The following is a 24,174-nucleotide window of genomic DNA, read 5'->3' on the forward strand; positions in this document are numbered from 1 at the left end:
GGGAAGCCGGGACCGGACTGACCGATTGGACAGTCAGATTGCTGGCTTGTTTCCGCCGGGTCAAGACTTGTTCACTGACCGATCGGTCAGCTAGCGTGATTCTTGCCTGACCGATCGGTCAGCAAACGTGCTTTCCTGTCGCCCGCCCGGCGCTGCCCCACGTTCGCCCTGTTCACCGGGGCGGAGGCAGGCCGGGCGGCCCGCCCGGCACCCGACCGGGCCCGCACCCCTCGATCCCCGCTCCCCCGCCGCCCGACTCCGTCGGACGCCGGACCGGCGGCGGGATCCCACCTCCCGGAGGCACGCATGAGCGGTCGTCGGCGTCTGGACTGGCTCGGGCTCACCCCCGAACCGGAGCGAGAACTCCCCACGGCGGTCGCCGCGCTGCGCGCCTCGACGCGGGACGCGCCCGCGGGAAGTCTCCGGCACCGCACCCCCGGCGCACCGGCGGCCGAGGACCCGGCGACGGCCGAGGAACCAGCGACGGCCGAGGAACTGGCGGCCGCCGAGCGGCGCCGCGTGGAGCGCCTGATCCTGCGCGGCAGCCGGCGCAGCTGGCTCCGCTACCTCGCCGAGGTCACCGACCTGGTGACCTCGGTGGCCGCCGGCTCCCGTGCCGGCGACCCCGCCGCCGCCCTGCTCGCCGCCGAGGTCGTCCTGGACCACCACCGCATGCTCATCGGCCTCCCGGGGCCGGGATACGGCAGCACCGCGGCGGCCCGCACCGCGCTGGAGGGCGCGGTACGGACCCTGCGCACCCACCCCCGCACGCATACCCCCACCCCCACCCCCACCCCCACCCGGACAGGAGGCAGCCGATGACGACCATCCGGCTCCCCACGGCGCAGCCCCCGGGCACCGTCCTCGGGACGGCTCCGGACCGGACGGAGAGCGCCGACGCCTACCGCGCCTCGGGCGGCTACGCCGCGACCACCGCCCACCGCGAACTGCTCGCCCACCTCGCCGCCTCGGGGCTGCGCGGCCGGGGTGGCGCCGGCTTCCCGGCCGCCGTCAAGCTGCGCTCCGTACGCGAGCGCGGCGGCCGCCCGGTCGTCGTGGCGAACGGCGAGGAGGGCGAGCCCGGTTCCGTCAAGGACCGCTGGCTGCTGCGGGCCCGGCCGCACCTCGTCCTCGACGGTCTCGCCCGCGCCGCGGCGGTCACCGGCGCCGTCCGCGGCTTCGTCTACCTCTCCGACCCGGTCGCGGGCGAGAGCGTGCGCCGGGCCCTCGCCGAGCACCCGCCGCCGCTGCCCGTCGAGGTCGTCGAGGTCGTCGAGACGGAGCACACCTACGTCGCCGGCGAGGAGACGGCAGTGGTCCGCCGGATCGACGGCGGGCCGGCGCTGCCCACCGCGAAGCCACCCCGCCCCTTCGAACGAGGGGTCGGCGGCGCCCCGACGCTGGTCGCCAACGTCGAGACGCTCGCACGGATCGCGCTGACGGCCGCCCGGCCCGACCTGCGCGACGCCGTCGCCCGCAGCACCCTGGTCACCCTGTCCGGTGGGCCGGTCGCCGCCGTGCTCACCGAGGTCCCGTACGGAGTCCCGCTGCGCGCCCTGGCCGCGCGGCACGCCCTCCCCGACGCCGCCGGAGCCCTGATGGGCGGGCTGTTCGGCGGGCTCGTCGACGCCGCCGCGCTCGGCCTCCCCCTCGATCCCGACGCGCTCACCGCCGCGGGCACCGCCCTGGGCTGCGGAGCGGTCCACTTCCTGGGCCCCGGCCGGTGCCCCGTGACCACCGCCGCCGACGCGGCCGGCCACCTCGCGGCCGAGAGCGCCCGCCAGTGCGGGGTCTGCGTGTCCGGGACGGCGGCCGTCGCCGGGGCCCTGTCCGGCCTCGCCGCCGGAACCGCCGCCCCCGAGACCGCCGACCACCTGGACCGCTGGGCGCAGGGACTGCGGGGCCGCGGCGCCTGCGGGCTGCTCGACGCCGCCGCCGGCGTCGCGGGCAGCCTGCTCCGCTCGTTCCCCCGGCTCGTCCGCTCCCATCTGGTCGGACCGTGCCCGGTGTGCGCGGAGGCCGCACCCGCGGACGGCTCCCGCCGCCTCACCGTCAGCGTCCCGGAGGTCGCCACCCGGGCGGCCGTCCCCGGGGCCACCGCATCCGGAGCGGCCGCACCCGAAGCCTCCGCACCCCCGGTCCGCCCACCCGAAGTCGGCGCCCCTGCCCGGCTCCCCCTGCCGGCCGCCTCCCCCACCCCCCTCCCGCTGCCCGCGCTGAAAGGAACGCCGTGAAACTCCTGCTGGACTCCACCCGCTGCCAGGGCTACGGACTGTGCCAGGAACCCGCACCCGACCTGGTCGAACTCGACGAATGGGGTTACGCGCGGCTGATCACCCTCGTGGTCCCGCCCGGCGCCGAGGACGAGGCCCGCGCCTGCGCCGACAGCTGCCCCAACTCCGCCCTGCGCCTGGAGGGATGACATGGGCCGTGATCTGACCGCACTCTTCGACCCCCGCTCGGTCGCCGTCGTCGGCGCCAGCGACGATCCGGCGAAGTACGGCCACGCGGTGGCCGCACAGGCCCTGCGCGCCCCCGACCGGCGGCCCGTCCACCTGGTGAACCGGCGTGGCGGGACCGTCCTCGGCCGGACCGCCGCGACCTCCCTCTCCGCGGTCGGCGAGCCCGTCGACCTGGTCGTGGTCTCCGTACCCGGCGCCGGCTTCGAGGCCGCCGTCGACGAGGCCCTGGCCTGCGGGGCGAGGGCGATCGTCGCCATCACCGCGGGCTTCGCCGAAGCCGGCCCGGCGGGACTGGCCCGGCAGCGGGCGGTGGCAGAACGCGTACGCGCCGCCGGAGCCGTCCTCGTCGGACCCAACTGCCTGGGCGTCGCCGACAACACCACGGAGCTGTACCTCGCCTCCGACCGCTTCGCCGCCGGCGCGGTCGCCCTGCTCAGCCAGAGCGGCAACCTCGCCCTCGAACTCCAGCTGCGCGGCGAGCCGCACGGTCTGGGCTTCTCCCGCTTCGTCTCGCTCGGCAACCAGGCCGACGTCACCCTCGTCGACCTCGTCGAGGACTGCGCCCGCCACGAGGCCACCTCCGCCATCGCCGTCTACGCGGAGGACTTCGGTGACGGCCGGGCCTTCGCCGCGGCCGCCGCCGCGGCCGGCAAGCCGGTGGTACTGCTGACCGCCGGACGCGGCAGCGCTTCCGCCCGCAGCGCCCGGTCGCACACCGGGGCGCTGACGACCTCGGCCGACGTGGTGGCCGCCGCCTGCCGCGACGCCGGCGTCGAACTGGTCCGCACACCGCGGGAGATGACCGTCGCGCTGGTCGCGCTCGCCTCCCGGCCGCGGACCCGGGGCCTGCGCACCGCGGTCCTCACCGACGGCGGGGGCCACGGTGCGATCGCCGCCGACGCCGCCGAGGACGCCGGGCTCGACGTACCGGAGCTGGGCGGGCCGACGCAGGACGGACTGCGGGCCGTGCTGTGGGAGCAGTCCTCGGTCGGCAACCCCGTGGACCTGGCGGGGTCGGGGGAGCAGCGGCCGCTGTCGTACGCGGACGCGGCGCGCGAGCTGCTGGCCGCCGACGAGGTCGACGCCGTTCTGATGACCGGGTACTTCGGCGGGTACGCGGCCTCCGAGGGGGGTCTGGGCGGCGGCCCGTCGGGGGGTTCCGCACTCGCCGACGGCGAGGCCCTGGCCGCCAAGGAGATCGTCGCGCACCTCGCCGCGACGCCGAAGCCGCTGGTGCTGCAGTCGATGTATCCGCAGTCGCCGAGCTGCCGGGTGCTGGCGGAGGCCGGGGTGCCGGTGTTCGCGGCCACCGAGGACGCCGCCCGCGCACTGGCGGCGATGACGGGCGGGGCGGCGGCCGACGCCGCGGGCGTCCCGGCCCTGCCGTCCCCCGCCGCGCCGCTGGCGGATCCGGGCTACCACGGGGTGCGGGCGCTGCTCGGCGCCGCCGGCGTACCGTTCCCGGCGGCCCGCGAGGTCACGGACGAGGCCGGGCTGCTGGCCGCGGCCGCGGAGTTCGACGGTCCGTACGTGCTCAAGGCCCTGCACCTCCTGCACAAGTCAGACGCCGGCGGTGTGGCGCTGCGCCTGGCCGACCGGGACGCGCTGCTGGCCGCGTACCGGGAGATGCACGCCCGGCTCGGGGCTCCCGCCCACTCGGTCGAGGCGATGGCCGACCTCACGGACGGCATCGAGCTGATCGTGGGCGTCAACCGGGACCCGCGGTTCGGGCCGGTCGCCATGGTCGGGCTCGGCGGCGTCCTCACCGAGACCCTCCGCGACGTCGCCTTCGCCCTGGCCCCCGTACCGGCGGCGCGGGCCGAGGCCCTGCTGCGGGGACTGCGCAGCGCCGCCCTGCTGGACGGCGTACGCGGGCGGCCGGCCGTCGACGTGGCCGCGGCGGCCGCCGTCATCGAGCGCATCACCACGGTCGCCGCGGCGCACCCGGAGATCGCCGAGCTGGAGGTCAACCCGCTGCTGGTGCGCCCGGACGGCGCCCTCGCCCTGGACGGCCGGGCCGTCCTGCACTGACCGCTCCACCCCACCCCTGTGCTCTGGAGGACACATGGACTTCCGCTACACCCCCGAACAGGCCGCGCTGAAGGCCCGCGCCGCCGACTACGCGCGCCTGCTGATGCGCTACGAGGAGCAGTCGGAGGAGGCCGGAGGGCCGCTGCCCGCCGACACCGTCCGGGATCTGACCCGCGCCGCCATGGACGCGGGGGTCTACGCGATCAACATGCCCGCCGAATGGGGCGGTGCGGGCCTGTCCCTGCTGGACCAGGTCATCGTCGAGGAGGAGTTCGGCAAGGTCACCAACTGCCTGTGGGACATCCCCTGGCGGCCCGCGAACGTCCTCGCGTACGGCACCGGGGCGCAGCGGGAGAAGTACCTGATGCCGGTGATCCGCGGTGAGCGGTTCGACGCGTTCGCGGTGACCGAGCCCGGTGCGGGCTCGGACCCGGGCTCGGGTACGAGCACCGCGACACGGGCCGACGGCGGCTGGCTGCTGAACGGCGAGAAGTGGTTCGTGACCTGCGGTGACATCGCGGACTTCCTGCTGGTGCAGGCGGACGCCGGTCCGGAGCGGGCGGCGACGCTGTTCTTCGTGGACAAGCAGGCGCCGGGTGTGGAGATGACCCGGGTCCCGCGGTTCATGCACTCCGCGGTGAACGGGCACCCCGAGTTCACCTTCACCGACGTGTTCGTACCGGACGAGGACGTGCTCGGCGGCGTCGGCAACGGCTACGAGCTGACGAAGGAGTGGTTCACCGACGAGCGGCTGATGATCGCCGCGAGGACCGTGGGCGCGGCGGAGCGGGCCCTGGAGCTGGCCCGGGACTGGGCGGTGGAGCGCAGCCAGTTCGGCTCCCCCATCGCCGACTTCCAGCTGGTCCAGGGCATGCTCGCCGACTGCGCCGTCGACATCGCCGTCAACCGTGCCTACACCCACCAGGTCGCCTGGGAGGCGGACCGCCCGGAGACCGACCGCAAGACGCTGCACGCGAAGGCGTCGACGGCGAAGCTCGCGGCGAGCGAGGCGGCCGGGCGGGTCATCGACCGATGTGTGCAGATCTTCGGCGGTCGCGGCTACGACCGTTCCTACCCCGTCGAGCGCATGTACCGGGAGCTGCGCGTCGACCGGATCTGGGAGGGCACCTCCGAGATCCAGCGCCTGATCATCGCCAACGAGCTGATCAAGCGCGGTACTCGGGCCCTCGCCCTGCCCGCCGCCTGACGGCCCCGGCCCCGGCCCCGGCCCCCTGAAGATCCACCTTCACCCCGACCCAGAGGACAGACAGCACATGGACTTCCGTCTCACCGCCCGTCAGGAAGAGCTCCGGGGCACGGCGCGCGAACTCACCGATTTCATCATGAAGTACGAGCTCGACTGCGAGGAGAACAACGGCCTGCCCCCGCGGGCGCACACCGAGATCCGCGACGCCGTCCTCGACAGCGGGCTGCAGGCCGTCAACATGCCGGTGGAGTGGGGCGGCGCCGGTCTCACCATCCTGGAGCAGGTCACCGTCCAGGCCGAGTTGGGGCGGCTGACCGGCGCGCTGTGGGACATGGTGTGGCGGCCGGCGAACGCGCTGTCCTTCTGCACGCGCGAGCAGCGCGAGCGCTACCTGGTGCCCGTGATCCGGGGCCGGCGCCGGGACTGCTACGCGGTGAGCGAGCCCGAGGCGGGATCCGACCCGCAGAGCATCCGGACGACGGCGACGCGGGCTGACGGCGGCTGGGTGCTGAACGGCGAGAAGTGGTTCGTCACCGTCGGGGACCACGCCGACTTCATGATCGTGCTGGCGGCAGCCGGGGAGGAGGGCGCTCCGACGCTGTTCCTCGTCGACAAGGACACGCCGGGCATCGAGATGACCCGGGTGCCGCGCTGGATGCACACCTTCGTCTACGAGCACCCGGAGTTCACCTTCACCGAGGTGTTCGTCCCCGAGGACGCGGTGCTCGGGGAGGTGGGCCAGGGGTACGACATCACGCGTTCCTGGTTCACCGAGGAGCGGCTGATGATCGCGGCCCGGACGATCGGCGCGGCGGAGCGGGCGCTGGAGCTGGCCCGGGACTGGGCGGTGGAGCGCCGCCAGTTCGGCTCCCCGATCGCCGACTTCCAGTTGATCCAGGGCATGCTGGCCGACTGCGCCGTGGACATCGCCGTCAACCGTGCCTACACCCACCAGGTCGCCTGGGAGGTCGACGAGGGCGTGGTCGACCGCAAGACGCTGCACGCCAAGGCCGCCATCGCCAAGCTGGCGGCGAGCGAGGCGTCCGGCCGGGTCGTCGACCGGTGCCTGCAGATCTTCGGCGGTCGCGGCTACGACCGTTCCTACCCCGTCGAGCGCCTGTACAGGGAGCTGCGCGTCGACCGGATCTGGGAGGGCACCTCGGAGATCCAGCGCCTGATCGTCGCGGGCGAGCTGGTCAAGCGCGGTACGGGAGTGCTGCGGATGCCGTCCGCGGGGTGAGGTGTCGCCGGTGGTCCGGGCGGCGGTGGCCCCCTGGCGGGCGCCGCCGCCCGGGCCACCGCCCCGTTTGCGCGTCGTAGTGGCCGGAGTGGTGGAGGGAGGACGAAGCGATGACCGATGTCGAACGGGTCGGGGTCGTGGGCTGCGGACTGATGGGATCCGGGATCGCCGAGGTGTGCGCCCGGGCCGGACGGGACGTCGTGGTGGTGGAGACGTCCCGGGCGGCCGCGGCCGCCGGCCTGGAGCGGATCGGCCGCTCCCTGGAGCGCGCCGCGGCGTCCGGGAAGCTGACGGCGGCCGAACGGGAGGCCGCCGCGGGCCGGATCGAGGTGACCGCGGACACGGACCGGCTGGCGGACCGGGACCTCGTCGTCGAGGCGGTCGCCGAGGACGAGGGGGCGAAGCTGGAGGTCTTCAGGATGCTGGACCGGGTCGTGGAACGCCGCGACGCCGTCCTGGCGACGAACACCTCCTCCCTTCCCGTGATCCGCCCGGCCGGCGTCACCTCGCGGCCGGAGCAGGTGATCGGCCTGCACTTCTTCAATCCGGTGCCGGTCCTGCCGCTCGTGGAGCTGGTGCCGTCGCTGCTGACGGGTGAGGAGACCGTCCGGCGGACGCACGCCTTCGCCGCCGAGGTGCTGGGCAAGGAGGTCGTCCGGGCGCGGGACCGGTCGGGGTTCGTCGTGAACGCCCTGCTGGTGCCGTACCTGCTGGCCGCGGTCCGCATGGCCGAGTGCGGGACCGCTTCGGCCGAGGACATCGACCGGGCCATGACCCTGGGGTGCGCGCACCCGCTGGGGCCGCTCGCGCTCACCGACCTCATCGGTCTGGACACGGTGCAGGCCATCGCCCGGTCGATGTACGCGGAGTACCGCGAGCCGCTGTACGCGCCTCCGCCGCTGCTGTCCCGGATGGTCGACGCCGGGCTGCTGGGCCGCAAGGCGGGCCGGGGCTTCCACCGCTACGGGGGTCCGGGAGGCGGCGCGATGCGCGAGGATGAGGGCGGAGCGGGCGCGGCCGCGGGGCCGGGCCGACCCGCCCACGGGCGCCGACACGGGGAGCAGACGACGTGACCAAGGCCGATCGCGCACTGGAGACGCGGGAGCGCATCCTCACGGCGGCGTGCGAAGTCATCGCCGACATCGGCTTCGAGAACGTCAGCATGCGGAAGGTGGCCGAGCACGCCGGGGTGTCGAAGGCACTGCTGCACTACCACTTCGACACGCGGGAGAAGCTCTTCGCCGAGGCAATGACGCATTCCTTCGCGCAGACCGGTACGGACACGGACGCCGGCGCCGACGGCGGCTCGGTCCCGGCCTCGGTGCTCCTGGCCCGCATCCTGCGGAGCATGCTGCCGTCGGACGCTGAGCTGCGCCAGGACTGGAAGCTCTGGCAGGAACTGTGGGTGCGCGCCCAGCGCGACGCGGCGGCCCGGCACCTGGCGGTCGACCTGTACGACCAGCTGCACGCGTGGGTGGGCGGCGCCGTCGAACGGGGCATCGCGTCGGGCGAGTTCGCGGAGTGCGACGTCGCGGCGCTCAGCACCCTGGTGCTGGCGCTGTGCGACGGCCTGGGCATCCGGCTGATGCTGGACGACCCCCGGGTGGACCTGGCGACGGCCCGCTCCACGATCTGGCGGACCATCGCCCCCACCCTCTCGGTGGACCCCGCCTTCCCGGAGATCTGACGTCCCGGCCCCGCGATCAGAGGGGTCCCGCCCGGTGCAGGGCGTCGGGCCGGGCGTGTCACCAGGGCACGGGGCCCGTGTCGTCGAGGAACTGGCCGGTGGGGCCGTCGGCGGGCAGGGTGGCGAGTTCGACGGCGATCGCCGCGCCCTGTTCGGGGGTGCGTACGCCGCGGAAGCCGTTGAGGTCGGTGGCGACGTAGCCGGGGCAGCCGGCGTTGATCAGGATGTTCGTGCCGCTCAGCTCGCGGACGTACTGGAGGGTGACGGCGTTCAGGAACGTCTTCGACGGCGCGTACGCCGCGGACACCGGGCCCGCGGTCTGCTCGGCGTCGGGGGCCGACTGCCGGGAGAGGGAGCCGACGCTGCTGGACATGTTCACGATGCGGGGTGCGGCGGAGCGGCGCAGCAGCGGCAGCATGGCGTTGGTGACGCGGATGACGCCGACGACGTTGGTGTCCACGACCCGGCTGATGGTGGCGGGGTCGATCCGGGTGGGCTCCTGCGGCATGTCCCCCGCGATGGCGGCGTTGTTGACGAGCACGTCGAGGCGTCCGGCCCGTTCGTCGATGAGCCGTGCGGCGGCGGTCACGCTCGCGTCGTCGGTCACGTCCAGCGGTACGGCGAACGCGTCGACGCCGGCGGCGCGCAGCCTCTCCACCGCGGCGCCGCGGCGCCGGTCGTCGCGGGCGCCGATGCCGACGCTCCAGCCGAGGGCGCCCAGGCCCGCGGCGATCTCGTGGCCGATTCCCTTGTTCGCGCCGGTGACCAGCGCGATCGTTCGTTCAGTCATGGGGACGATGCTGCCTTCGGGTGCGGGCGGGAGTCCAAGACCGATCGGGTGCGCGGCGATACCCTCAGGGTATCGATCCGGTATAGCGTGTCGGGATGGAGACCCGGGAACTGCGGTATTTCGTCGCCGTCGCCGAGGAGTTGCACTTCGGGCGGGCCGCGCAGCGGCTCGGGATCGCGCAGCCGCCGTTGTCGCGGGCGATCCAGCAGCTCGAACGGCGCCTCGGGGCGGCGCTGTTGGACCGGACCAGTCGCACGGTGGCGCTGACCGGGGCCGGCTCGGTGCTGCTGGTCGAGGGCCGGGCGGCACTCGACGCGGTCGAGGCGGCCGAGCGCCGGACCCGCCGCGCCGCCCTCACCGTGACGGGGCGCCCCGGCCTGGTCCTGGTCACGAAGGCCAGCGCGTCCAGGGAACTGCTGGCGCGACTGCTCGACGCGTACGCCGCCGAACCCGGCGCGGTTCCCGTCGACGTCATCCTGTGCGGCCCGGCCGAGCAGGGGCGGCTCCTGCGCGAGGGCCGGGCCGATGTGGCGCTGCTGCACCGGCCGTTCGACCCGACGGCCGGCTTCGACACCGAGGAGCTCGGCACGGAGGGGCAGGTCGTGGTCCTGCCCGCCGGGCATCCGCTCACCGCCCGGACCCATGTGCACATGGCGGACATCACCGGGCTGCCGGGCCTGCCCCTGCCCCGCTGGCCCGACCCCGACGGCAGCTACCCGGGCGGGCCCGGCCCGCGGGTCCGCGACCACGCGCAGCTGCTGCAGCTGGTCTCGCTCGGGCGCGCGTGCGCGGTCTCACCGGAGTCGTGCCGGGCCCAACTGCCCGGCGACCTCGCCGCCGTTCCCGTGCTCGACGCGCCGGCCGTCACCACCGTGATCGCCTGGCCCCCGCACAGCCGGTCCACGGCCGTCGCCGACCTCGTCCGCACGGCGACGCGCATGCAGCAGCACATGCCGTAGCGCCGGTCTACGCCCATGGGCGCCGATCAGCAGGGTGGTTCGGCGGGGGTGAGGGCCGCGGCCGCCGCGAAGAGGCGGGCGCAGCGCCGGGTCATGGCTTCCGGGGACTCGTCGGGGTGCTTGACCCACCAGCGGACGAGGGTGGCGACCAGGTCCCGCCAGACGTACTTGAGCGCGTCCGCGTCCAGCGGGTCCTCGGACCCGGCCGCCCGCAGCAGGTCGGCGGTGCCGTCGGCGGCGAGGGCGTCGACGGCGGACCAGTACTCCGCGGCCCGGCGGGCGGCCGCGCCGCCGGCCGGCAGGGAGGTGTCGTAGAGGACGAACCACGCCTCCCGCTGCCCCTCCAGGGCGGTGAAGATGCTCCCGAGCACCCGCAGGGGCGTGTGCGGGGTGGTGCCGTCCTCGCCCATCGCGGTCCTGACGGTGTCGAGCAGGCGCTCTCCGACGGGCACCAGGCAGGCGAGATGGAGGTCCTCCTTGGTGCCGAAGTACTGGTGCAGCAGGGTCTTGGTGACGCCGACGCGCTCGGCGATGGCGGGGAGGGAGGCGGCCGCGTAGCCGTGGGTGCCGAACTCCGCCGTGGCGGCGGCCAGGATCTGCTCCCGGCGCTGGTGCCGCGGGACTCCCTTGGTGCCGGCCTTCGAGCGTGGGGTTGCCATGGGCGGATATTATCAGTAAGTAATTTACCGCAAGGTAAGTTCCTGTCCCGCGATCTCTGGAGCGCCTCCATGCCCGGTACGACGCAGCAGCCGGCCCCCACCACGCGCACCCGGTCCTGGTGGGGGTGGGGGTGGGCGGACGCGCACCCCGACGACGCGGAGTGCGCCGCGATGGGCGCCCTGATACCCGGCACCCTCGGCCACCCCCTCCCCGTCCCCCGCGTCCGCGACCTGGGAATCGCCCGGCCCGCCGTGGAGCCCCCGTCGAGCCTGGCGCACCTGGTCACGACCGGGCCCGAGGAGCGCGCCGCCCACGCCATGGGCAAGGCCTACCGGGACGTCGTGCGCGCGCTGCGCGGGCGGCCCGGCCGCATCCCCGACCTGGTCGCACGCCCGACGGACGAGCAGGAGGTGGCCGACCTGCTGCACTGGGCCGGCGAGCGGCGGGTCGCGGTCGTCCCGTACGGCGGCGGCTCGTCGGTCTCCGGCGGCGTGGAGTACCGCGGCGACGCCCACCGGGCCGTGTTGTCCATGGACCTGACGGCCATGGCGCGGGTCCTGGAGGTCGACACCGTCGGCCGGGCGGCGCGCATCCAGGCCGGCACGCTCGGCCCCGGTCTGGAGGACCAGCTGCGCCCCCACGGGCTGACCCTGCGGCACTTCCCGCAGAGCTTCGAGTTCTCGACGCTGGGCGGCTGGCTCGCCACCCGGGCCGGCGGCCACTACGCCACCGGCCGTACCCACATCGACGACTTCGTCCAGTCCCTGCGCGTGGTCACGCCGGCCGGTACGAGCGCCTCCTGGCGGCTGCCCGCGTCGGGCGCGGGCCCGTCCCCCGACCGGCTCTTTCTCGGCTCCGAAGGCGCGCTCGGGGTCATCACGGAGGCGTGGGTGCGGCTGCAGGAGCGCCCCGCCCACAAGGCGTCCGCCTCCCTCTCCTTCACCGACTTCCGCGCCGCGCTGGAGGCGGTGCGGGCCATCGCCCAGTCGGACCTGTCCCCCGCCAACTGCCGGCTGCTGGACGCCGGCGAGGCCGCACTGTCGGGTGCCTCGCACGACGGTTCCGCCGTGCTGGTCCTGGGGTTCGAGTCCGCGGACGGACCGGTGACCGCCCGGCTCGGGCAGGCCGTCGACCTGGCCCGCTCCCACGGCGGCAGGCGGGGCGGCGCGGACGGTGCGGACGCCGCGAGCGGCGCCGGCGCCCCGGGCGCGGCGGACGCCGACGCGGCCGTGAGCGCCTGGCGCTCGGCCTTCCTGCGGATGCCGTACCTCCGTGACGGCCTGGCCCGGATGGGAGCCGTCGCGGAGACCTTCGAGACGGCGGCCACCTGGGACCGGATCCCCGGCCTGATCGAAGCGGTGCGCAGGGAGGTCGGGGAGGCCGCGCTCAAGGCCTCCGGCCATCCGGCGACCGTGAACTGCCGCCTCACGCACGTCTATCCCGACGGCGCGGCCCCGTACTTCACCGTCCTCGCGGGGGGTCGCCCCGGCGACGAGGTGGCCTTCTGGGACGACCTGAAGGCGGTGGCGAGCGATGTCCTGCACCGCCACCGGGCCACGATCACCCACCATCACGCCGTCGGCCGCGACCACCGTCCGGGCTACGACCGCCAGCGCCCCGACCCCTTCGCCCTCGCGCTGCGCGCGGCGAAGGGCGCACTGGACCCTCGGGGCATCCTCAACCCGGGCGTGCTCGTCGACTGAGCGGCAGTACGGGAGCACGGCGGTACCGCGGGGCGGTGGCGGGCCGGGCCGTCGGCCGGACCGAAGTGACCGGAGCGTGCGGCGTACGGTACGAAGGCTTCTGTGAAGGAACAGATCCAGCCCTCGACCGTTCGTGTGTTCATGGCGCTCGCCCCGCCCGACGACGCCAAGGAGGAGCTCGCGCGGGCGCTGCGGCCCGCGTACGCGGCGTACCCGGGCATGCGGTGGAACCGCATCGAGGACTGGCACATCACGCTGGCGTTCCTGGGGGAGCTGCCGGTCGGCACCGTTGCGCTGCTGCGGCCGCCGCTGGCGGAGCTGGCGGCGGCCCGCCGCCCCCTCGCACTGTCGCTGCGCGGCGGCGGGCACTTCGACGAGCGGGTGCTGTGGAGCGGTGTCGACGGCGACCTCGACGGGCTGCACCTGCTCGCCTCCGAGGTGCGCGCCGTGGTCAAGGAGTGCGGTGTCCCCTTCGAGGACCGCCCGCTGCGCCCCCACCTCACCCTGGCCCGGACCCGCCGGAGCGATCCGGCGTGCGTGGTGGAGGCCGCCGCCGGGCTCGCCGGCTTCTCCGGCCGTTCCTGGCCGGCCGCGCGCCTGCACCTGGTGGGCAGCAACATCGGCCGCGGCCCGGGTCCGATCCACTACCGCGACATCGAGGCCTGGAGCTTCCCACCCGGCGGGTAGCGAGCTGCTCCGCCCCGTCTCAGCGCGCCGGCCCCAGCCCCTCGGGGAGGGCGGCCACCACGTGGGCCACGGCCTCCTGCGGAGTCGCGGCGCGGGCGACCACCTCGCCGCCGTCCCGCACCCCGTAGAACCCCTCGTCGTAAGGGTGAAGCGCGGGGCCGACCCGAGCCTTCCAGGGTTCGTGGATCCTGGTGGAGAACCCAAGGTTCAGGTGGCTGTTGACGGGCATCAGCCCACGCAGCAGCGGCTCGGCGTACGCCGCCGCCGGCACCGCGTGGGCGCGCGGGTACCGGTCGTAGGGCGGCATGTGGACCAGGTCGAGCTTGGTCCGCCAGGTCAACTCGACGCCGCCGAACGGCTCCCGTTCGTGGGCGAGGGCCCAGGGTCTGAAGAGGAGGAACGGGGCGCGCGCCCGGGTCTGCACGAGCCCCGCGCCACCCGTCCACGCCGCCGTCGCCCTGACGGCCCCGGCCAGGTCCGCGGTCCACCCGCAGGCCAGGCGCGTGCGGTGGTCGTACAGGTTCACCTGGAACGTCCTGCGCTCCGCACCGGGCGGGTACACCGTCACGCGTCGGCCGCGCCCCGGGGCGACGTACTCCGCGATGCGGCCCCGGTCCTGGTCCGACTCGGGCAGATCGCACCCCAGCCCCTCGGCCGTACCTCTCAACGCGGCCCGTAGTGCCCCGTCGCCGCCCCAGCGGTCCTCGCCGTGCCCCGCCTCCGTGTTCATCACCGCAGTCTGCCCGAAGCGGGGTGGGCGGGGGGCTCCTTGGCCGGCCATGCCGATGTGCCGGGAGCCGATCAGCCGGGAGTGGCGCCGGGCGGAGCGCGGGCCGGTGAGGCGGTCGGGGACGAAGGACACGTCCCGGGGCCGGCCGTCCGACGCCGGTGCAACGACCTGTCGGGGAAGACCTGTTCGCAGGCCTTGCAGCTGAGGACCCGGCCGCCGGGGAAGGTCGTGCCGTCCGACTCGTACGCGTGGTCGCCCGCGGCGACGACGTGACCGCGGCCGGCGAGGTCCTCCGCCAGGGTGGTCGGCGAGGCTCGCGGCATCGTGAAGCCCGGGGAGAGGACGATCAACGGGTACCGGCCGGCCGCCGGCCGGGGCAGCGCGCCGGTCCGGGCGTACGCGCGGGTGGCCGCCGGCGGCTCGGGGGTGACGTGGTCCCCGGGTCGGCAGTGGGGGCGCGCAATCCCCCGCGAGGATGACCCCACCCTGTTCGAGCGAGTTTCAGCGCGGGGCACCCGGTCTTCACGGCCCCTCGCCAAGGGCCCGAACATCCGTCCACGGACTGCCCCCGCAGCGACCGTGACGGGGTCGGTCCCGAGCCGTTCTCGGAACCGGCCCTCCCCCGGAACTGTGAGGTACACGTGCCCCCTACCCGCTCACACATCCGCGGCGTCGTCGCCGCCTACCTCGAACGCCATCCAGCCGAGCCCGACGCGCTCCACGACCTGCTCACCGCCCTCGACGCCGAGTCGGACGCCGACGCCGCCCCCGATTCCGACGCGGGCCCCACCTGCCGGTCGGCCGCCCTCCCGGACCGGGGTGGGGAGCGCGGCGGGGTCGGGGCGGTGGCGCATGTGGTCGGGGTGCATCTCTATCTGGAGCGCGACGGCGAGGTCCTGCTCGGGCTGCGGCACCCCGACTCCCCCTACGCGGCCTCCACCCACCACTTCCTCGCCGGGCACTGCGAGCAGGAGTCCGCCGTGGCCTGTCTGGTGCGGGAGGCGCGGGAGGAGGCAGGGCTCGTCATCGACGCCGCCGACGTCGACCTCGTCCACCTGGTGCACGTCGTGGACCGGCCGGGCGGGCAGCCCCGCATGCAACTGGTCTTCCGGGCCCGGCGATGGCTCGGCGAGCCGCAACTGTGCGAGCCCGACCGCTGCGTGTCCTGGGACTGGTGGCCGCTCGACGCCCTGCCGGAGCCGATGGTCCCCTACGCCCGGGCCGCGATCGACGGCATCCGCGCCGGACGCCCCTACACCGAACTCGGCTGGAACCACCCCGGGAGCACCGGTTGAGCGCCCCCCTGCGGCACACGCTGCCCGTCGACGTCCATCTCCTGCTGCGCCGCGACGGCGACCGCGGTCCCGAGGTCCTGCTGTCGCGGCGGGCCGGACCGGTGTACGCGAGCGGCATGTGGCACCTGCCGTCGGGCCACCTGGAGGCGGACGAGGACATCGTGGAGGCGGTGGTGCGGGAGGCCCGTGAGGAGACCGGGATCCTCATCGACGCCGCGGACGTGCGCGCGGCGGTCACCGTGCACCACCGCCCGCCGATGGGCTCTTCCTCCCGCCTCGGCGTGTTCTTCGAGGTGCGCAGGTGGTCCGGCCGGCCCGGCGTGCGGGAGCCGGACCGGTGCGACGGCATGGGCTGGTACCCGCTGGACGAGCTGCCCGCGCCGATGGTCGCGTACTGCCGCGCCGGGTTGGACGCCTACCGGGACGGTGCACCGGCGGCGGTCCACTTCCAGCGTCCCGGGGATCCCGTGGAACACCGGGAGGAGGAGCCGGTGCAGGCCGCACCCCGCACCCGTCGCACCCGCGCCGCCGGGATCCCCCGCCGGTCCGTGGGGCGCGAGGAGACCCGGCTCGTGGTCGTCCGGGGAAACTCGGCGTCGGGCAAGTCCTCGGTGGCGGCGGGGATCCGCGAGCGGTTCGGCCGCGGCGTGGCCCTGGTGGGCCAGGACCACCTGAGGCGGACCGTGCTGAGGGAGCACGACGTGCCCGGCGGCGCCAACATCGGACTCATCGACACGGTGGCCCGCCATGCCCTGGACGCCGGCTACCACGTGGTGGTCGAGGGCATCCTCTCCGCCGACCGGTACGGCGACATGCTGCTGGGCCTGCTCGACGACCACCACGGCGTCTCGCGCTGCTACTACCTCGACGTCCCGTTCGAGGAGACGCTGTCCCGCCATGCGTCCAAGACCGATCCCGCCTTGCTGGCCCAGGTCACCGAACGGGAGCTGCGCGCCTGGTACCGCGAGCGCGACCTCCTCCCCGGGGGCGTCGAGACCGTCGTCGGAGCACGCAGCACCCTCGCCGAGACGGTCGAGCGCGTCATGCGCGAGACGCACCTCGCGGGACCGCCGACCGGGGTGGACCGACATCTCCGACCGAAACAGGCATAAGGGCGCCGAAGCGTGGTAGACGCCATCCAAACCGGTTCGACCAGGACCAGGAGGTAGTCATGATCGTGTTGGGCGTCATCCTGCTGATCATCGGCTTCGTCACGGGGATCTCGATCCTCTGGACGATAGGCGTGATCCTCGTCGTCATCGGCCTGGTGCTCTGGATTCTGGGCGCGGTCGGGCACGCCGTGGGCGGCCGCAAGCACTATTACTGACGCCGGGCGTTCCTGGCGCTCCCGGCGGACCCGGATCCGCCCCGGCCAGGGGCCGTAAGCGCTCCCGGTCAGGGGCGGAACCGCAGTGGATGGTCCGCCGGGACCTCCACGACGGCGATCCGTACGCCGTCAGGGTCTGCGATCCACATCTCGACCAGCCCCCAGGGTTCGCGCAGCGGCGCCCGCAGCACCTCGGCGCCACGGCTGCTCAGCTCCTCGTGCGCCGCCCGCACGTCGGCGACCTGGAGCCACAGGCGCAGGCCCGGCGCGGGTGGGGCGTCGGCCCGTCCTGACACCTCCAGGAAACCGCCGCCCAGGAAGTACACCGTGCCGCGCTCGGGTCCCGTCCCGAACTCGCGGTACACGGCGAGGCCGAGGGTCTCACCGTAGAAGGCGCGGGAGCGTTCGGGGTCCGTGGGGCGGAGCAGGATCCTGCTGCCCAGTACATGCACCATGCCCCCACCCTGGCGCACGGGCCGCCGCGGCGCACGCACATCCGGCGGCTCACTGCTGCGGCCGTTCCGTGCGGCGGCGCCACCGGGCCCACGCCCGCAGGCGCCCCGTGTGCCGGGTGCGGGCGTGCTCGTCCAGTTCCTCGAACAGCCGCTGCGAGCGCTTCTCCACACCCAGCTCGTCCAGCACCCGGTCGATCTCCGTGAGCAGGGCGCCGCGCAGCTGCCAGTGTTCGGGGTCCTCGCGGGCGGAGGCCAGCAGCAGGTCGGCGAGCCGGTCGCGGTGGGCGCGGGCCACGGCCAGTTCACGGCTCAGGCGCGCCTCGGCCTCTTCCGCGTTGGCACTGACCTGGGCGGTGATCAGCTGGGCGAAGCTCTCCACGGCGATCGCGGTGTGGCGCAGCACCTCGCGCAGGGCCGCGGCGGTCAGCGGCTCGAACAGCGGACCGTCGGGGCGGGTCCTGGCCAGGTCGGTCAGGGTCCGGCAGGCCACGCGGAGCACCACGGCGCAGATCTCCAGGGTGTCCAGACCGGTGCGCAGCACCAGCCGGAAGAGCAGGCCCTCCTTGACCCGCGGGTTGAGCCGGATGCTGTCCTCGGCCTGCCGCAGGGCGGTGTCGACCTGTGCGATGTCGTTGTCGAGGCGCCGCGCCTCGTGGAGCCGGGCGGCGGCCTGTTCGACCCGGCCCGGGCCGAGGGACTCCTCGCCGAGGTGGTCGAGCAGGCGGCTCATGCGCTGGGCCAGGTCGGTGATGGCGGCGCCCGCGGGGCCGATCCAGAGGGGTGGTGCGAGGAGGAGGTTGACCAGCAGTCCGACCACCGCGCCGATGACGGTCTCCAGCACCCGGTCCCAGGCGGTGTCCGTCACCTGGGTGACGCCGAGGACGAGCATGGCGCTGATCGCGACCTCGGGCACGAACTCGTCCACGCGCACCAGATGGCCCACCACCAGGGAGGCCAGGATCAGCAGTCCGAGACTCCACCAGGTGAGGCCGACGAGGGCGCTGAACCCGATGGCGATCAGGACTCCGACGACCACCGAGTTGACCCGGCGGATGCTGGTGGTCAACGTGGAGTAGAGCGTGACCTGGACGACGAGCAGGGCCGTCAGTGGCGCGGTCAGCGGGTTCGGTTCGCTGCTCAGGCGCAGCGCGACGACGTAGCTGATCACGGCGGCGGCGGTGGAGCGGAGCGCCTGGACGGCGACCGGCTCGCGGCGGCGCCGCACGACACGGGTGGCGAAGCTGCTGATCGTTTCCGGCATGTGTGGGCATCTTCCCAGCCCGTGGCGGATGACGCGTACCGGAACGGACGGGTCCGGTCGTGTCGGCAGTGACCCGTGGGGTAGGTGGAGGACGTTCGAAGTCCGCGTCGATCGGATCTGCGAGGGAGCGACAGCCATGAAGGGTACGCAGGACAGGCGTCAGGAGCCGGCCGGAGGCCGCGAGGAGCAGCCGCAGGAGCACCCGGGCCCGGACCCGGTGCACCCGGAGGCCAGCAAGCCGGTCGCCGGCAAGACGCCGGAGGAGTTGCGCATCCGGCAGGAGCGGAAGATGTCCCACCCGCGGGACCGGGACGCGGACTGACGTCGTCCGCGCACCGGCCCTGTGGGCCGGCCGGGCGGGCCGGCCGGGCGGGCCGGCCGGGCCGGGTCAGGTCTCCCGGGGACCGTCGTCGTAGGTGCCCGCCTCGACTTCGAGGGCGAGTTCCTGGAGGACCTCGATCGAGGAGACGTCCGTCCGCCCGTCGTCGTGCGCGATCGCGAGGCTGGTGAACGCCAGGCTGAAGCCCGAGACCATCGTGTGCAGGGCCGGGCCGAGCGCCTCGGCCACCAGGGTCGCCACCTGCTGCGGTGACGCCTCGGCGGGGACGGTGATCGACGGCAGCATCTCGTTGAGGAGTTGCGTGGCCATTCCGGCCGTCCCGGCCGGTGCGTCCGCGTCGTCCCCGGCCTCGGCGGCCCGGCGGATGTCCTGGGCCTCGGTGAGGATGCCGATCACTCGCCTGAGTACGTCTGCGCGTTCCATTCGATGCAGCGTAGTGCGCCCGCGCCCGCGCCCGCGCGCCGGGCCGGGCGGGGTGCGGGTGCGCGCGCCGCGGGCCGACCGCACCATGACCGTGTACCCGCGTACGCGCTCCAGCCGCAAGGGAGACCTCCATGTCCTCGGACCCAGCGCCGCTCACGACCGGGTGCCGACTCCTGCTGGTACGGCACGCCAAGGCGGTACCGAAGGGGGACCCCGCCGAGGACTTCGACCGCGCCCTGGGCGAACGCGGCAGGGCCGACGCCCCGCGCACCGGCCGCTGGCTGGCGGAGAGCGGCTACCGCGCCGACCTGGCGCTGTGCTCGCCCTCGCGCAGGACGCGCCAGACCTGGCAGCTGCTGGTGCCGGCCCTGCCCGACCCCCCGGATGCCGTCTACGACGAGCGGCTGTACAACGCGGCGCCGAACGCGCTGGTCACCGTACTGGCGGAACGCGGAGCCGGGCTCGGCTGCGTGGCGCTCGTCGGCCACAACACCGGTATCCACGAGCTGGCCACGGCCCTGTGCGGCACCGGACCGGCCGAACTCCTGGAACGGCTGCGGGACGGGTTCCCGACCTCCGGAGTCGTGGTGGTGGACCTGCCGGGCGGCTGGGAGGACCTGACGCCGGGGCGGGGGCACCTGGCCGCCCTGTGGGCTCCGGCCCACTGACTCCGGCCGGCCACCCCGGCCGGCCGACCCGCCTGCGGTCGGCTGCGTCGGTCAGGCGTCCAGGTCCTCGGCGGGCGGCAGTTCCTCGACGACGTGCACCGCCGCCTCCTCGGCCGATGCGGCGCCACCGTCGATGCCGACGTCGCGTGCCAGTACGGAGACGTGGCGCTGCGGAGCCGTGTCGTCCACCGCGGCCAAACGGCCCGCCCGGTCCGGTCCCACCAGCATGGCGTCGCCGGCCTCGTCGGAGGTCTCGTCCTGGTCCGACACCTCCGGCTGCTCACGCGCCAGCCGCTGTTCGAGGGTCTCGCCGCTGCGCGCCTCGGCGGCGGTGGTGCCCCGCTCGTCGACCGCCAGGGGGCGGTCGAAGGGCACGTACGCGGTGTCGAGGGTGTCGTCGAGGCCCGGTTCGTCGAGGGTGTTCTCCAGGTCGGGCTGCGCCTCTGCGGACTCGTCGGTGTCCTGCGGCTGGTAGACGTCGTCGCCGTAGGTCTCGTCGGCGCTGGTCATCGGGTTCTCCGATCGTCGGGGTCGGCGTGCCGCCGGCTGGGGGGCGCACCGTCCCCGGTGCACTCAGCCGGGCACGGAGGCGTCCAGGGGGAAGGATCCGCTGGACCCGGTGAGGTCGAGCAGACGCAACAGCTGGTGACTGGGAGCGGCCAGGCGCAGGACGTGTCCCGTCCGGGCGGCCTGCCGCCGCGCGGCCAGCAGCGTGTTGAGACCCGTGGAATCGCAGAAGGAGGAGTTCCGCAGGTCCACGATGATCTCGGCGCCCTCGGGCGCCCGGGACAGCGCGGCGGCGAGCGTCTCCCGCAGGTCGCCCGCGTGGTCCAGGTCCATCTCGCCGCTCACCCGCACCACGTAGTGGTCGTGGTGCCCGGTGCCGGCGTCGCCCTCCGTCACAGGCACGTCCTCGGCAGCCATGATGTACCTCCTCGTACACCGGGCACCTGCCCGGAGCGGCCCTCCTCAATCGTTCCGGCCGCCCTACCGTCCATGGGACCGCGGACCGCCGCCGGGCGCATACTGGGCGCATGACGAGCCCGACGACGGCCGTCCGGCGGATCCGGCGGCAAGCCGGCGAGGCGGTGTTCCTGCGCGTCGCCGGGCCGGACGGAGCCCGCAACCGGGAGCGGATCCACTCCGCCCCCGGCCCCCGATGGTTCGCCCCGGACCGGCCGGTCCGGCGGGTCCACGGGGACGCGTCGATGTTCGTCGGCGGCCTCGCCGCGCTGCTGCTGCAGTCCCTGCACCCCGTGGCCATGGCCGCCGTCGCGGCGCACTCCGGGTACCGCGGGGACCCGTGGGGGCGGCTGCACCGGACCAGCACCTTCCTGGCGGTCACGACTTTCGGCACGAGTGCGGATGCCGATGCGGCCGTGGCGCGGGTCCGCGAGGTGCACGCCCGCGTCCGCGGCCGGACGGCCGAGGGAGTGCCGTACCGGGCGGACGACCCGGAGCTGCTGGCCTGGGTGCACATCGCCGAGGCGGACTGTTTCCTGCGCGCCCACCAGCGGTACGGCAGGCACCCGCTGGACGCGGCGGGCTGCGACGCCTACCTCGCCGACGCGGCGCGGGTGGCCCGGGCGCTGGGCGCGGACCGGCCGCCGCGGGACGTGCGGGAACTGACCTCGCGGATGGCGTGGTTCCGGCCGTGCCTGCGCCCGACGGCCGCGTCCCGGGACACGGCGCGTTTCCTGCTGACCGATCCGCCGCTGCCGGGCCCCGCCCGGCTGCCGTACGCGCTGCTCGCGGCGGCCGCCGTGGACCTGCTGCCGCCGTGGGCCCGGGAGGCCGTGGTCTGCGGCTCGGGTGCGGCGGCCGAGCGGATCCCGGGCCCGGCCGCCCGTGCGGGGGGCCACGCGGTGACCCGGGCGATCCGCTGGGCCCTGCCCCCGGCGCCGCCTCCGTCGCGGCGCGGGTGAGTGGCGTTGCGGCTGAGCAGCCGGGCGGCCGGGCCGGGGGCGGGCGGGCGGCCGGGCTCGGGAGCGCGCGATGCCCGATCTTCGCCCAGCGGCAGGGTGGGACACTGGGGCGCAGCCGCCGCCACCGCGACCCGACCGGAGAAGTGAACGACCGATGACACCCCCGCTTCAGGAAGGCCAGCGGGTCACGCTGGCGGCAGACCTCAGGCTGGCCGGGACGGCCGTCACGGCCGCGCCCTCCCCGGCGGCCGACTACCCCGTCGTCGGCGCGCTCGCCCTCGCCGCGGGCACCGCGGGCACAGTGGAGCGGGTGGACGCGCCCCGGGAACGCGAGCAGAGCCATGAGGTCCGCGAGTACGTACGGCTGACGGCGCTCATGGACGACTTCGGGCATCAGATGCCGCCCGCGAGCAGGCAGCAGCTCGCGGAGCGGATCGCCTCGCTGGAGCCCGCGTGGAGGGCCCACGGCGAACACGGGCCGCGCACGACGGTCCGCGTCCGGCTCGACAACGGCTTCGTCCTCGACGACGCGCTCGCGGACCTGTTCGCGCCCGCCTGACCTCCCTGACGCCGCCGAGGGGCGCCGGGTCTGCCGTACGGTGTGCGGGCCGGGCGGCCCCCGGCCCGCCCCCGGCCCCCGGTCTGGCACCCGTACCGGTACCGCGTTTCACTGGAAGGTGCTGCGACAGCGCGCCCGTACGGGGCCCCTCCGGTCGCCGGGACCCCGCCGGGCCTACGTCGGGAGGTTCCGTGAACACGCACACGCCGCCCCGTTTCGACCCCACCCGCGTCCCGCACCTGCTGGGGTCGTTCGCCCCGGTCTCGGAGGAGGTCGACGCGGCCGACCTGGAGGTGACGGGCGAACTCCCGCCCTCACTGGACGGCCTGTACCTGCGCAACGGCCCCAATCCGCGGTTCGCCCCGATCGGCTCGTACCTGTACCCCATCGACGGCGACGGCATGCTGCACGGGGTCTGGGTCTCCGGGGGCCGCGCCCGCTACCGCAACCGCTTCGTCCGCACCCCCGCGTTGGAGGCGGAGGAGCGGGCCGGACACGCCCTGTGGGGGGGCCTGGAGTCGATGATCATGCCGGGTGCCGACGAGGTGGGGCCGGAACTCGCGGGCACCTTCCGGGACATGCCGGACATCAACGTCGTCCGGCACGCCGGACGGATGCTGGCCCTCGCCGAGTCGGCGTGCCCGTACCGGATCGACCCGGCCCTGGCGACCGTCGGCCGCGAGGACTTCGACGGGGCGCTGCCCGCGGGCATCACCGCCCATCCCAAGGTCGACCCGGTCACGGGCGAGATGGTCGTCTTCTGCTACGGCCTGGAGCCGCCGTACCTGACCTGGTCGGTCATCGGTCGCGACGGCGCCGTCCAGCGCGGGCCCACTCCCGTCGACGGCGTGGACGAACCGATGATGATCCACGACATGGCGCTGACCGCGCGATACGCCGTGCTCGTCCTCGCACCCGCCTTCTTCGACCTGGCCGCGGCGATGGCGGGCGGCTCGTTCCTGGACTGGCGGCCCGAGCGCGGCACTCGGGTGGCGCTGATCCCGCGTGACGGCGGTCCGCTGCGCTGGGCCTCCGACGAGGCCTTCTGGCTGTGGCACACCGTCAACGCCTACGACGACGGCCCCGGGGAGGACGCCCCCGTGGTCCTCGACTACGTCCAATGGAGCAGCCTGACCGTCGGCGGGCACCCCGGCGCGGCGGCCGGGCCCGTGCGCGGGAGTCTGGTACGGGCGCGCATCGAGCCGGGCGCCGGCCGCATGGCCCGCACCCCGCTGGCCGACGCGCGGGTGGAGTTCCCCCGGGTCGACGACCGGCTCATCGGCCGCCGCCACCGGTACGCCGCGCTGGCCACCGAGACCGGCCGGACGGACCTGCTGCCGGGCGAGTACGACGCCGTGCTCTGGTACGACACGGAGACCGGGAGTTCGCGCGTCTGGGACGCCGGCGACCTCTCGGTCGGCGAGCCGGTCTTCGCGCCCGAGCCCGGCCTGGACTCCGCGGAGCACGGCCACTGGCTGACCTTCGCCACCGACCGTACGGACGGGTCGAGCTGGTTCCTCGTCATCCCCGCCGAGGACCCCGCACCGGGCCCGGTGGCCCGCGTCCGCATCCCCGTCCGGGTACCCCTCGGACTGCACGGCAACTGGCTGCCGACCGAGGAATGAAACCACTTGCGCGGAAGTCTCCGTCCCCCTCTCACGGCTGCCTCACCTGATGTTCAAGTGACGTTTCTGTGGTGAACCGGCTGCGCCATCGGGGTGAGTAAAGGCTTCATCCGTGAAAGTTCTGCACTTCACCAAGGAAA

General features: G+C 74.7%; 28 protein-coding genes and 1 pseudogene. 20 read left to right on the forward strand and 9 right to left on the reverse strand.

Annotated elements, in window-relative coordinates; translation table 11 throughout:
- Positions 1 to 306: 306 nt before the first annotated feature.
- The 8 genes from AC2RP6_RS05275 (at position 307) to AC2RP6_RS05310 (ending at position 8,627) form a co-directional block, all read left to right on the forward strand.
- Complete coding sequence (locus tag AC2RP6_RS05275; RefSeq protein WP_486445087.1) at positions 307 to 822, forward strand: hypothetical protein; 516 nt, start codon at positions 307 to 309, stop codon at positions 820 to 822.
- Positions 819 to 2,234, forward strand: a complete 1,416-nt coding sequence (locus AC2RP6_RS05280; protein ID WP_486445088.1) for an NADH-ubiquinone oxidoreductase-F iron-sulfur binding region domain-containing protein — start codon at positions 819 to 821, stop codon at positions 2,232 to 2,234. The genes AC2RP6_RS05275 and AC2RP6_RS05280 overlap by 4 nt, the downstream gene beginning before the upstream one ends.
- Positions 2,231 to 2,422, forward strand: coding sequence for a ferredoxin (locus tag AC2RP6_RS05285; protein ID WP_486445089.1), 192 nt, complete (start codon positions 2,231 to 2,233; stop codon positions 2,420 to 2,422). The genes AC2RP6_RS05280 and AC2RP6_RS05285 overlap by 4 nt, the downstream gene beginning before the upstream one ends.
- A 1-nt stretch (position 2,423) precedes the next feature.
- Positions 2,424 to 4,493 carry an acetate--CoA ligase family protein gene (locus AC2RP6_RS05290; protein ID WP_486445090.1) on the forward strand — a complete coding sequence of 690 codons (2,070 nt, stop codon included), beginning with the start codon at positions 2,424 to 2,426 and terminating at the stop codon, positions 4,491 to 4,493.
- Positions 4,494 to 4,527: 34 nt separating this feature from the next.
- A complete protein-coding gene (locus AC2RP6_RS05295; RefSeq protein WP_486445091.1) occupies positions 4,528 to 5,700 on the forward strand; it encodes an acyl-CoA dehydrogenase family protein in 1,173 nt (390 codons plus the stop codon).
- Between the two features lie 67 nt (positions 5,701 to 5,767).
- Positions 5,768 to 6,940, forward strand: coding sequence for an acyl-CoA dehydrogenase family protein (locus AC2RP6_RS05300; RefSeq protein WP_486445092.1), 1,173 nt, complete (start codon positions 5,768 to 5,770; stop codon positions 6,938 to 6,940).
- Between the two features lie 110 nt (positions 6,941 to 7,050).
- Positions 7,051 to 8,013 carry a 3-hydroxybutyryl-CoA dehydrogenase gene (locus tag AC2RP6_RS05305; RefSeq protein ID WP_486445093.1) on the forward strand — a complete coding sequence of 321 codons (963 nt, stop codon included), beginning with the start codon at positions 7,051 to 7,053 and terminating at the stop codon, positions 8,011 to 8,013.
- Positions 8,010 to 8,627 (forward strand): TetR/AcrR family transcriptional regulator, encoded by a 618-nt coding sequence (locus tag AC2RP6_RS05310; RefSeq protein ID WP_486445094.1) that lies wholly within the window; start codon positions 8,010 to 8,012, stop codon positions 8,625 to 8,627. The genes AC2RP6_RS05305 and AC2RP6_RS05310 overlap by 4 nt, the downstream gene beginning before the upstream one ends.
- A gap of 58 nt (positions 8,628 to 8,685) precedes the next feature.
- Here the strand turns inward: AC2RP6_RS05310 and AC2RP6_RS05315 are convergent, their stop codons facing one another.
- Positions 8,686 to 9,417 (reverse strand): SDR family oxidoreductase, encoded by a 732-nt coding sequence (locus AC2RP6_RS05315; RefSeq protein WP_486445095.1) that lies wholly within the window; start codon positions 9,415 to 9,417, stop codon positions 8,686 to 8,688.
- A gap of 95 nt (positions 9,418 to 9,512) precedes the next feature.
- On the opposite strand from AC2RP6_RS05315, the gene AC2RP6_RS05320 reads away from it, so the two are divergent.
- Positions 9,513 to 10,376, forward strand: a complete 864-nt coding sequence (locus AC2RP6_RS05320) for a LysR family transcriptional regulator (protein WP_486445096.1) — start codon at positions 9,513 to 9,515, stop codon at positions 10,374 to 10,376.
- Positions 10,377 to 10,402: 26 nt separating this feature from the next.
- Here AC2RP6_RS05320 and AC2RP6_RS05325 read toward each other — a convergent pair whose 3' ends face one another.
- Positions 10,403 to 11,035 (reverse strand): TetR/AcrR family transcriptional regulator, encoded by a 633-nt coding sequence (locus AC2RP6_RS05325; protein ID WP_486445097.1) that lies wholly within the window; start codon positions 11,033 to 11,035, stop codon positions 10,403 to 10,405.
- A gap of 69 nt (positions 11,036 to 11,104) precedes the next feature.
- Between AC2RP6_RS05325 and AC2RP6_RS05330 the strand changes: the two genes are divergently transcribed.
- Together AC2RP6_RS05330 and thpR are read left to right on the forward strand one after the other, a co-directional pair.
- Positions 11,105 to 12,739, forward strand: a complete 1,635-nt coding sequence (locus tag AC2RP6_RS05330; protein WP_486445098.1) for an FAD-binding oxidoreductase — start codon at positions 11,105 to 11,107, stop codon at positions 12,737 to 12,739.
- 102 nt (positions 12,740 to 12,841) lie between these two features.
- Positions 12,842 to 13,426, forward strand: a complete 585-nt coding sequence (gene thpR, locus AC2RP6_RS05335; RefSeq protein ID WP_486445099.1) for an RNA 2',3'-cyclic phosphodiesterase — start codon at positions 12,842 to 12,844, stop codon at positions 13,424 to 13,426.
- Positions 13,427 to 13,445: 19 nt separating this feature from the next.
- Here the strand turns inward: thpR and AC2RP6_RS05340 are convergent, their stop codons facing one another.
- Together AC2RP6_RS05340 and AC2RP6_RS05345 are read right to left on the reverse strand one after the other, a co-directional pair.
- Positions 13,446 to 14,156 (reverse strand): DUF6193 family natural product biosynthesis protein, encoded by a 711-nt coding sequence (locus AC2RP6_RS05340; protein WP_486445100.1) that lies wholly within the window; start codon positions 14,154 to 14,156, stop codon positions 13,446 to 13,448.
- Between the two features lie 71 nt (positions 14,157 to 14,227).
- Complete coding sequence (locus tag AC2RP6_RS05345) at positions 14,228 to 14,641, reverse strand: alpha/beta hydrolase (RefSeq protein ID WP_486445101.1); 414 nt, start codon at positions 14,639 to 14,641, stop codon at positions 14,228 to 14,230.
- A gap of 156 nt (positions 14,642 to 14,797) precedes the next feature.
- On the opposite strand from AC2RP6_RS05345, the gene AC2RP6_RS05350 reads away from it, so the two are divergent.
- The 4 genes and pseudogenes from AC2RP6_RS05350 to AC2RP6_RS05365 all read left to right on the forward strand — a co-directional run bounded on the left by AC2RP6_RS05350 (position 14,798) and on the right by AC2RP6_RS05365 (position 16,778).
- Positions 14,798 to 15,451: an NUDIX domain-containing protein gene (locus AC2RP6_RS05350; RefSeq protein WP_486445102.1), complete on the forward strand. Its 654-nt coding sequence runs from the start codon at positions 14,798 to 14,800 to the stop codon at positions 15,449 to 15,451.
- Positions 15,448 to 15,774, forward strand: a pseudogene (locus AC2RP6_RS05355) (NUDIX domain-containing protein); the annotation flags it as partial. The gene AC2RP6_RS05350 and the pseudogene AC2RP6_RS05355, both read left to right, overlap by 4 nt.
- A gap of 225 nt (positions 15,775 to 15,999) precedes the next feature.
- Positions 16,000 to 16,563: an AAA family ATPase gene (locus tag AC2RP6_RS05360; protein ID WP_486450226.1), complete on the forward strand. Its 564-nt coding sequence runs from the start codon at positions 16,000 to 16,002 to the stop codon at positions 16,561 to 16,563.
- Positions 16,564 to 16,622: 59 nt separating this feature from the next.
- The gene (locus AC2RP6_RS05365; protein ID WP_486445103.1) at positions 16,623 to 16,778 is read left to right on the forward strand and encodes a DUF6131 family protein; all 156 of its coding nucleotides are present in this window, start codon (positions 16,623 to 16,625) and stop codon (positions 16,776 to 16,778) included.
- Between the two features lie 68 nt (positions 16,779 to 16,846).
- Here AC2RP6_RS05365 and AC2RP6_RS05370 read toward each other — a convergent pair whose 3' ends face one another.
- Both AC2RP6_RS05370 and AC2RP6_RS05375 read right to left on the reverse strand, forming a co-directional pair.
- A complete protein-coding gene (locus AC2RP6_RS05370) occupies positions 16,847 to 17,233 on the reverse strand; it encodes a VOC family protein (protein WP_486445104.1) in 387 nt (128 codons plus the stop codon).
- Between the two features lie 49 nt (positions 17,234 to 17,282).
- Complete coding sequence (locus AC2RP6_RS05375) at positions 17,283 to 18,494, reverse strand: FUSC family protein (RefSeq protein WP_486445105.1); 1,212 nt, start codon at positions 18,492 to 18,494, stop codon at positions 17,283 to 17,285.
- A gap of 136 nt (positions 18,495 to 18,630) precedes the next feature.
- On the opposite strand from AC2RP6_RS05375, the gene AC2RP6_RS05380 reads away from it, so the two are divergent.
- The gene (locus tag AC2RP6_RS05380; protein ID WP_486445106.1) at positions 18,631 to 18,816 is read left to right on the forward strand and encodes a hypothetical protein; all 186 of its coding nucleotides are present in this window, start codon (positions 18,631 to 18,633) and stop codon (positions 18,814 to 18,816) included.
- Between the two features lie 66 nt (positions 18,817 to 18,882).
- Here the strand turns inward: AC2RP6_RS05380 and AC2RP6_RS05385 are convergent, their stop codons facing one another.
- Positions 18,883 to 19,257 (reverse strand): hypothetical protein, encoded by a 375-nt coding sequence (locus AC2RP6_RS05385; RefSeq protein ID WP_486445107.1) that lies wholly within the window; start codon positions 19,255 to 19,257, stop codon positions 18,883 to 18,885.
- Positions 19,258 to 19,388: 131 nt separating this feature from the next.
- Here AC2RP6_RS05385 and AC2RP6_RS05390 point away from each other — a divergent pair, with 131 nt between their 5' ends.
- Positions 19,389 to 19,925, forward strand: a complete 537-nt coding sequence (locus tag AC2RP6_RS05390) for a SixA phosphatase family protein (protein ID WP_486445108.1) — start codon at positions 19,389 to 19,391, stop codon at positions 19,923 to 19,925.
- A gap of 51 nt (positions 19,926 to 19,976) precedes the next feature.
- Here the strand turns inward: AC2RP6_RS05390 and AC2RP6_RS05395 are convergent, their stop codons facing one another.
- Together AC2RP6_RS05395 and AC2RP6_RS05400 are read right to left on the reverse strand one after the other, a co-directional pair.
- On the reverse strand, positions 19,977 to 20,435 hold the full coding sequence (locus AC2RP6_RS05395; protein ID WP_486445109.1) for a DUF5709 domain-containing protein: 459 nt from the start codon (positions 20,433 to 20,435) through the stop codon (positions 19,977 to 19,979).
- 63 nt (positions 20,436 to 20,498) lie between these two features.
- Positions 20,499 to 20,849, reverse strand: a complete 351-nt coding sequence (locus tag AC2RP6_RS05400; protein WP_486445110.1) for an STAS domain-containing protein — start codon at positions 20,847 to 20,849, stop codon at positions 20,499 to 20,501.
- A gap of 110 nt (positions 20,850 to 20,959) precedes the next feature.
- On the opposite strand from AC2RP6_RS05400, the gene AC2RP6_RS05405 reads away from it, so the two are divergent.
- The 3 genes from AC2RP6_RS05405 (at position 20,960) to AC2RP6_RS05415 (ending at position 24,034) form a co-directional block, all read left to right on the forward strand.
- Positions 20,960 to 21,850 carry an oxygenase MpaB family protein gene (locus AC2RP6_RS05405; protein WP_486445111.1) on the forward strand — a complete coding sequence of 297 codons (891 nt, stop codon included), beginning with the start codon at positions 20,960 to 20,962 and terminating at the stop codon, positions 21,848 to 21,850.
- 154 nt (positions 21,851 to 22,004) lie between these two features.
- Positions 22,005 to 22,409 (forward strand): hypothetical protein, encoded by a 405-nt coding sequence (locus tag AC2RP6_RS05410; RefSeq protein ID WP_486445112.1) that lies wholly within the window; start codon positions 22,005 to 22,007, stop codon positions 22,407 to 22,409.
- Between the two features lie 191 nt (positions 22,410 to 22,600).
- Positions 22,601 to 24,034 (forward strand): carotenoid oxygenase family protein, encoded by a 1,434-nt coding sequence (locus tag AC2RP6_RS05415; protein ID WP_486445113.1) that lies wholly within the window; start codon positions 22,601 to 22,603, stop codon positions 24,032 to 24,034.
- The last annotated feature ends 140 nt before the right edge of the window (positions 24,035 to 24,174 follow it).

It is taken from the genome of Streptomyces sp. WAC03905 (genome assembly GCF_057371075.1).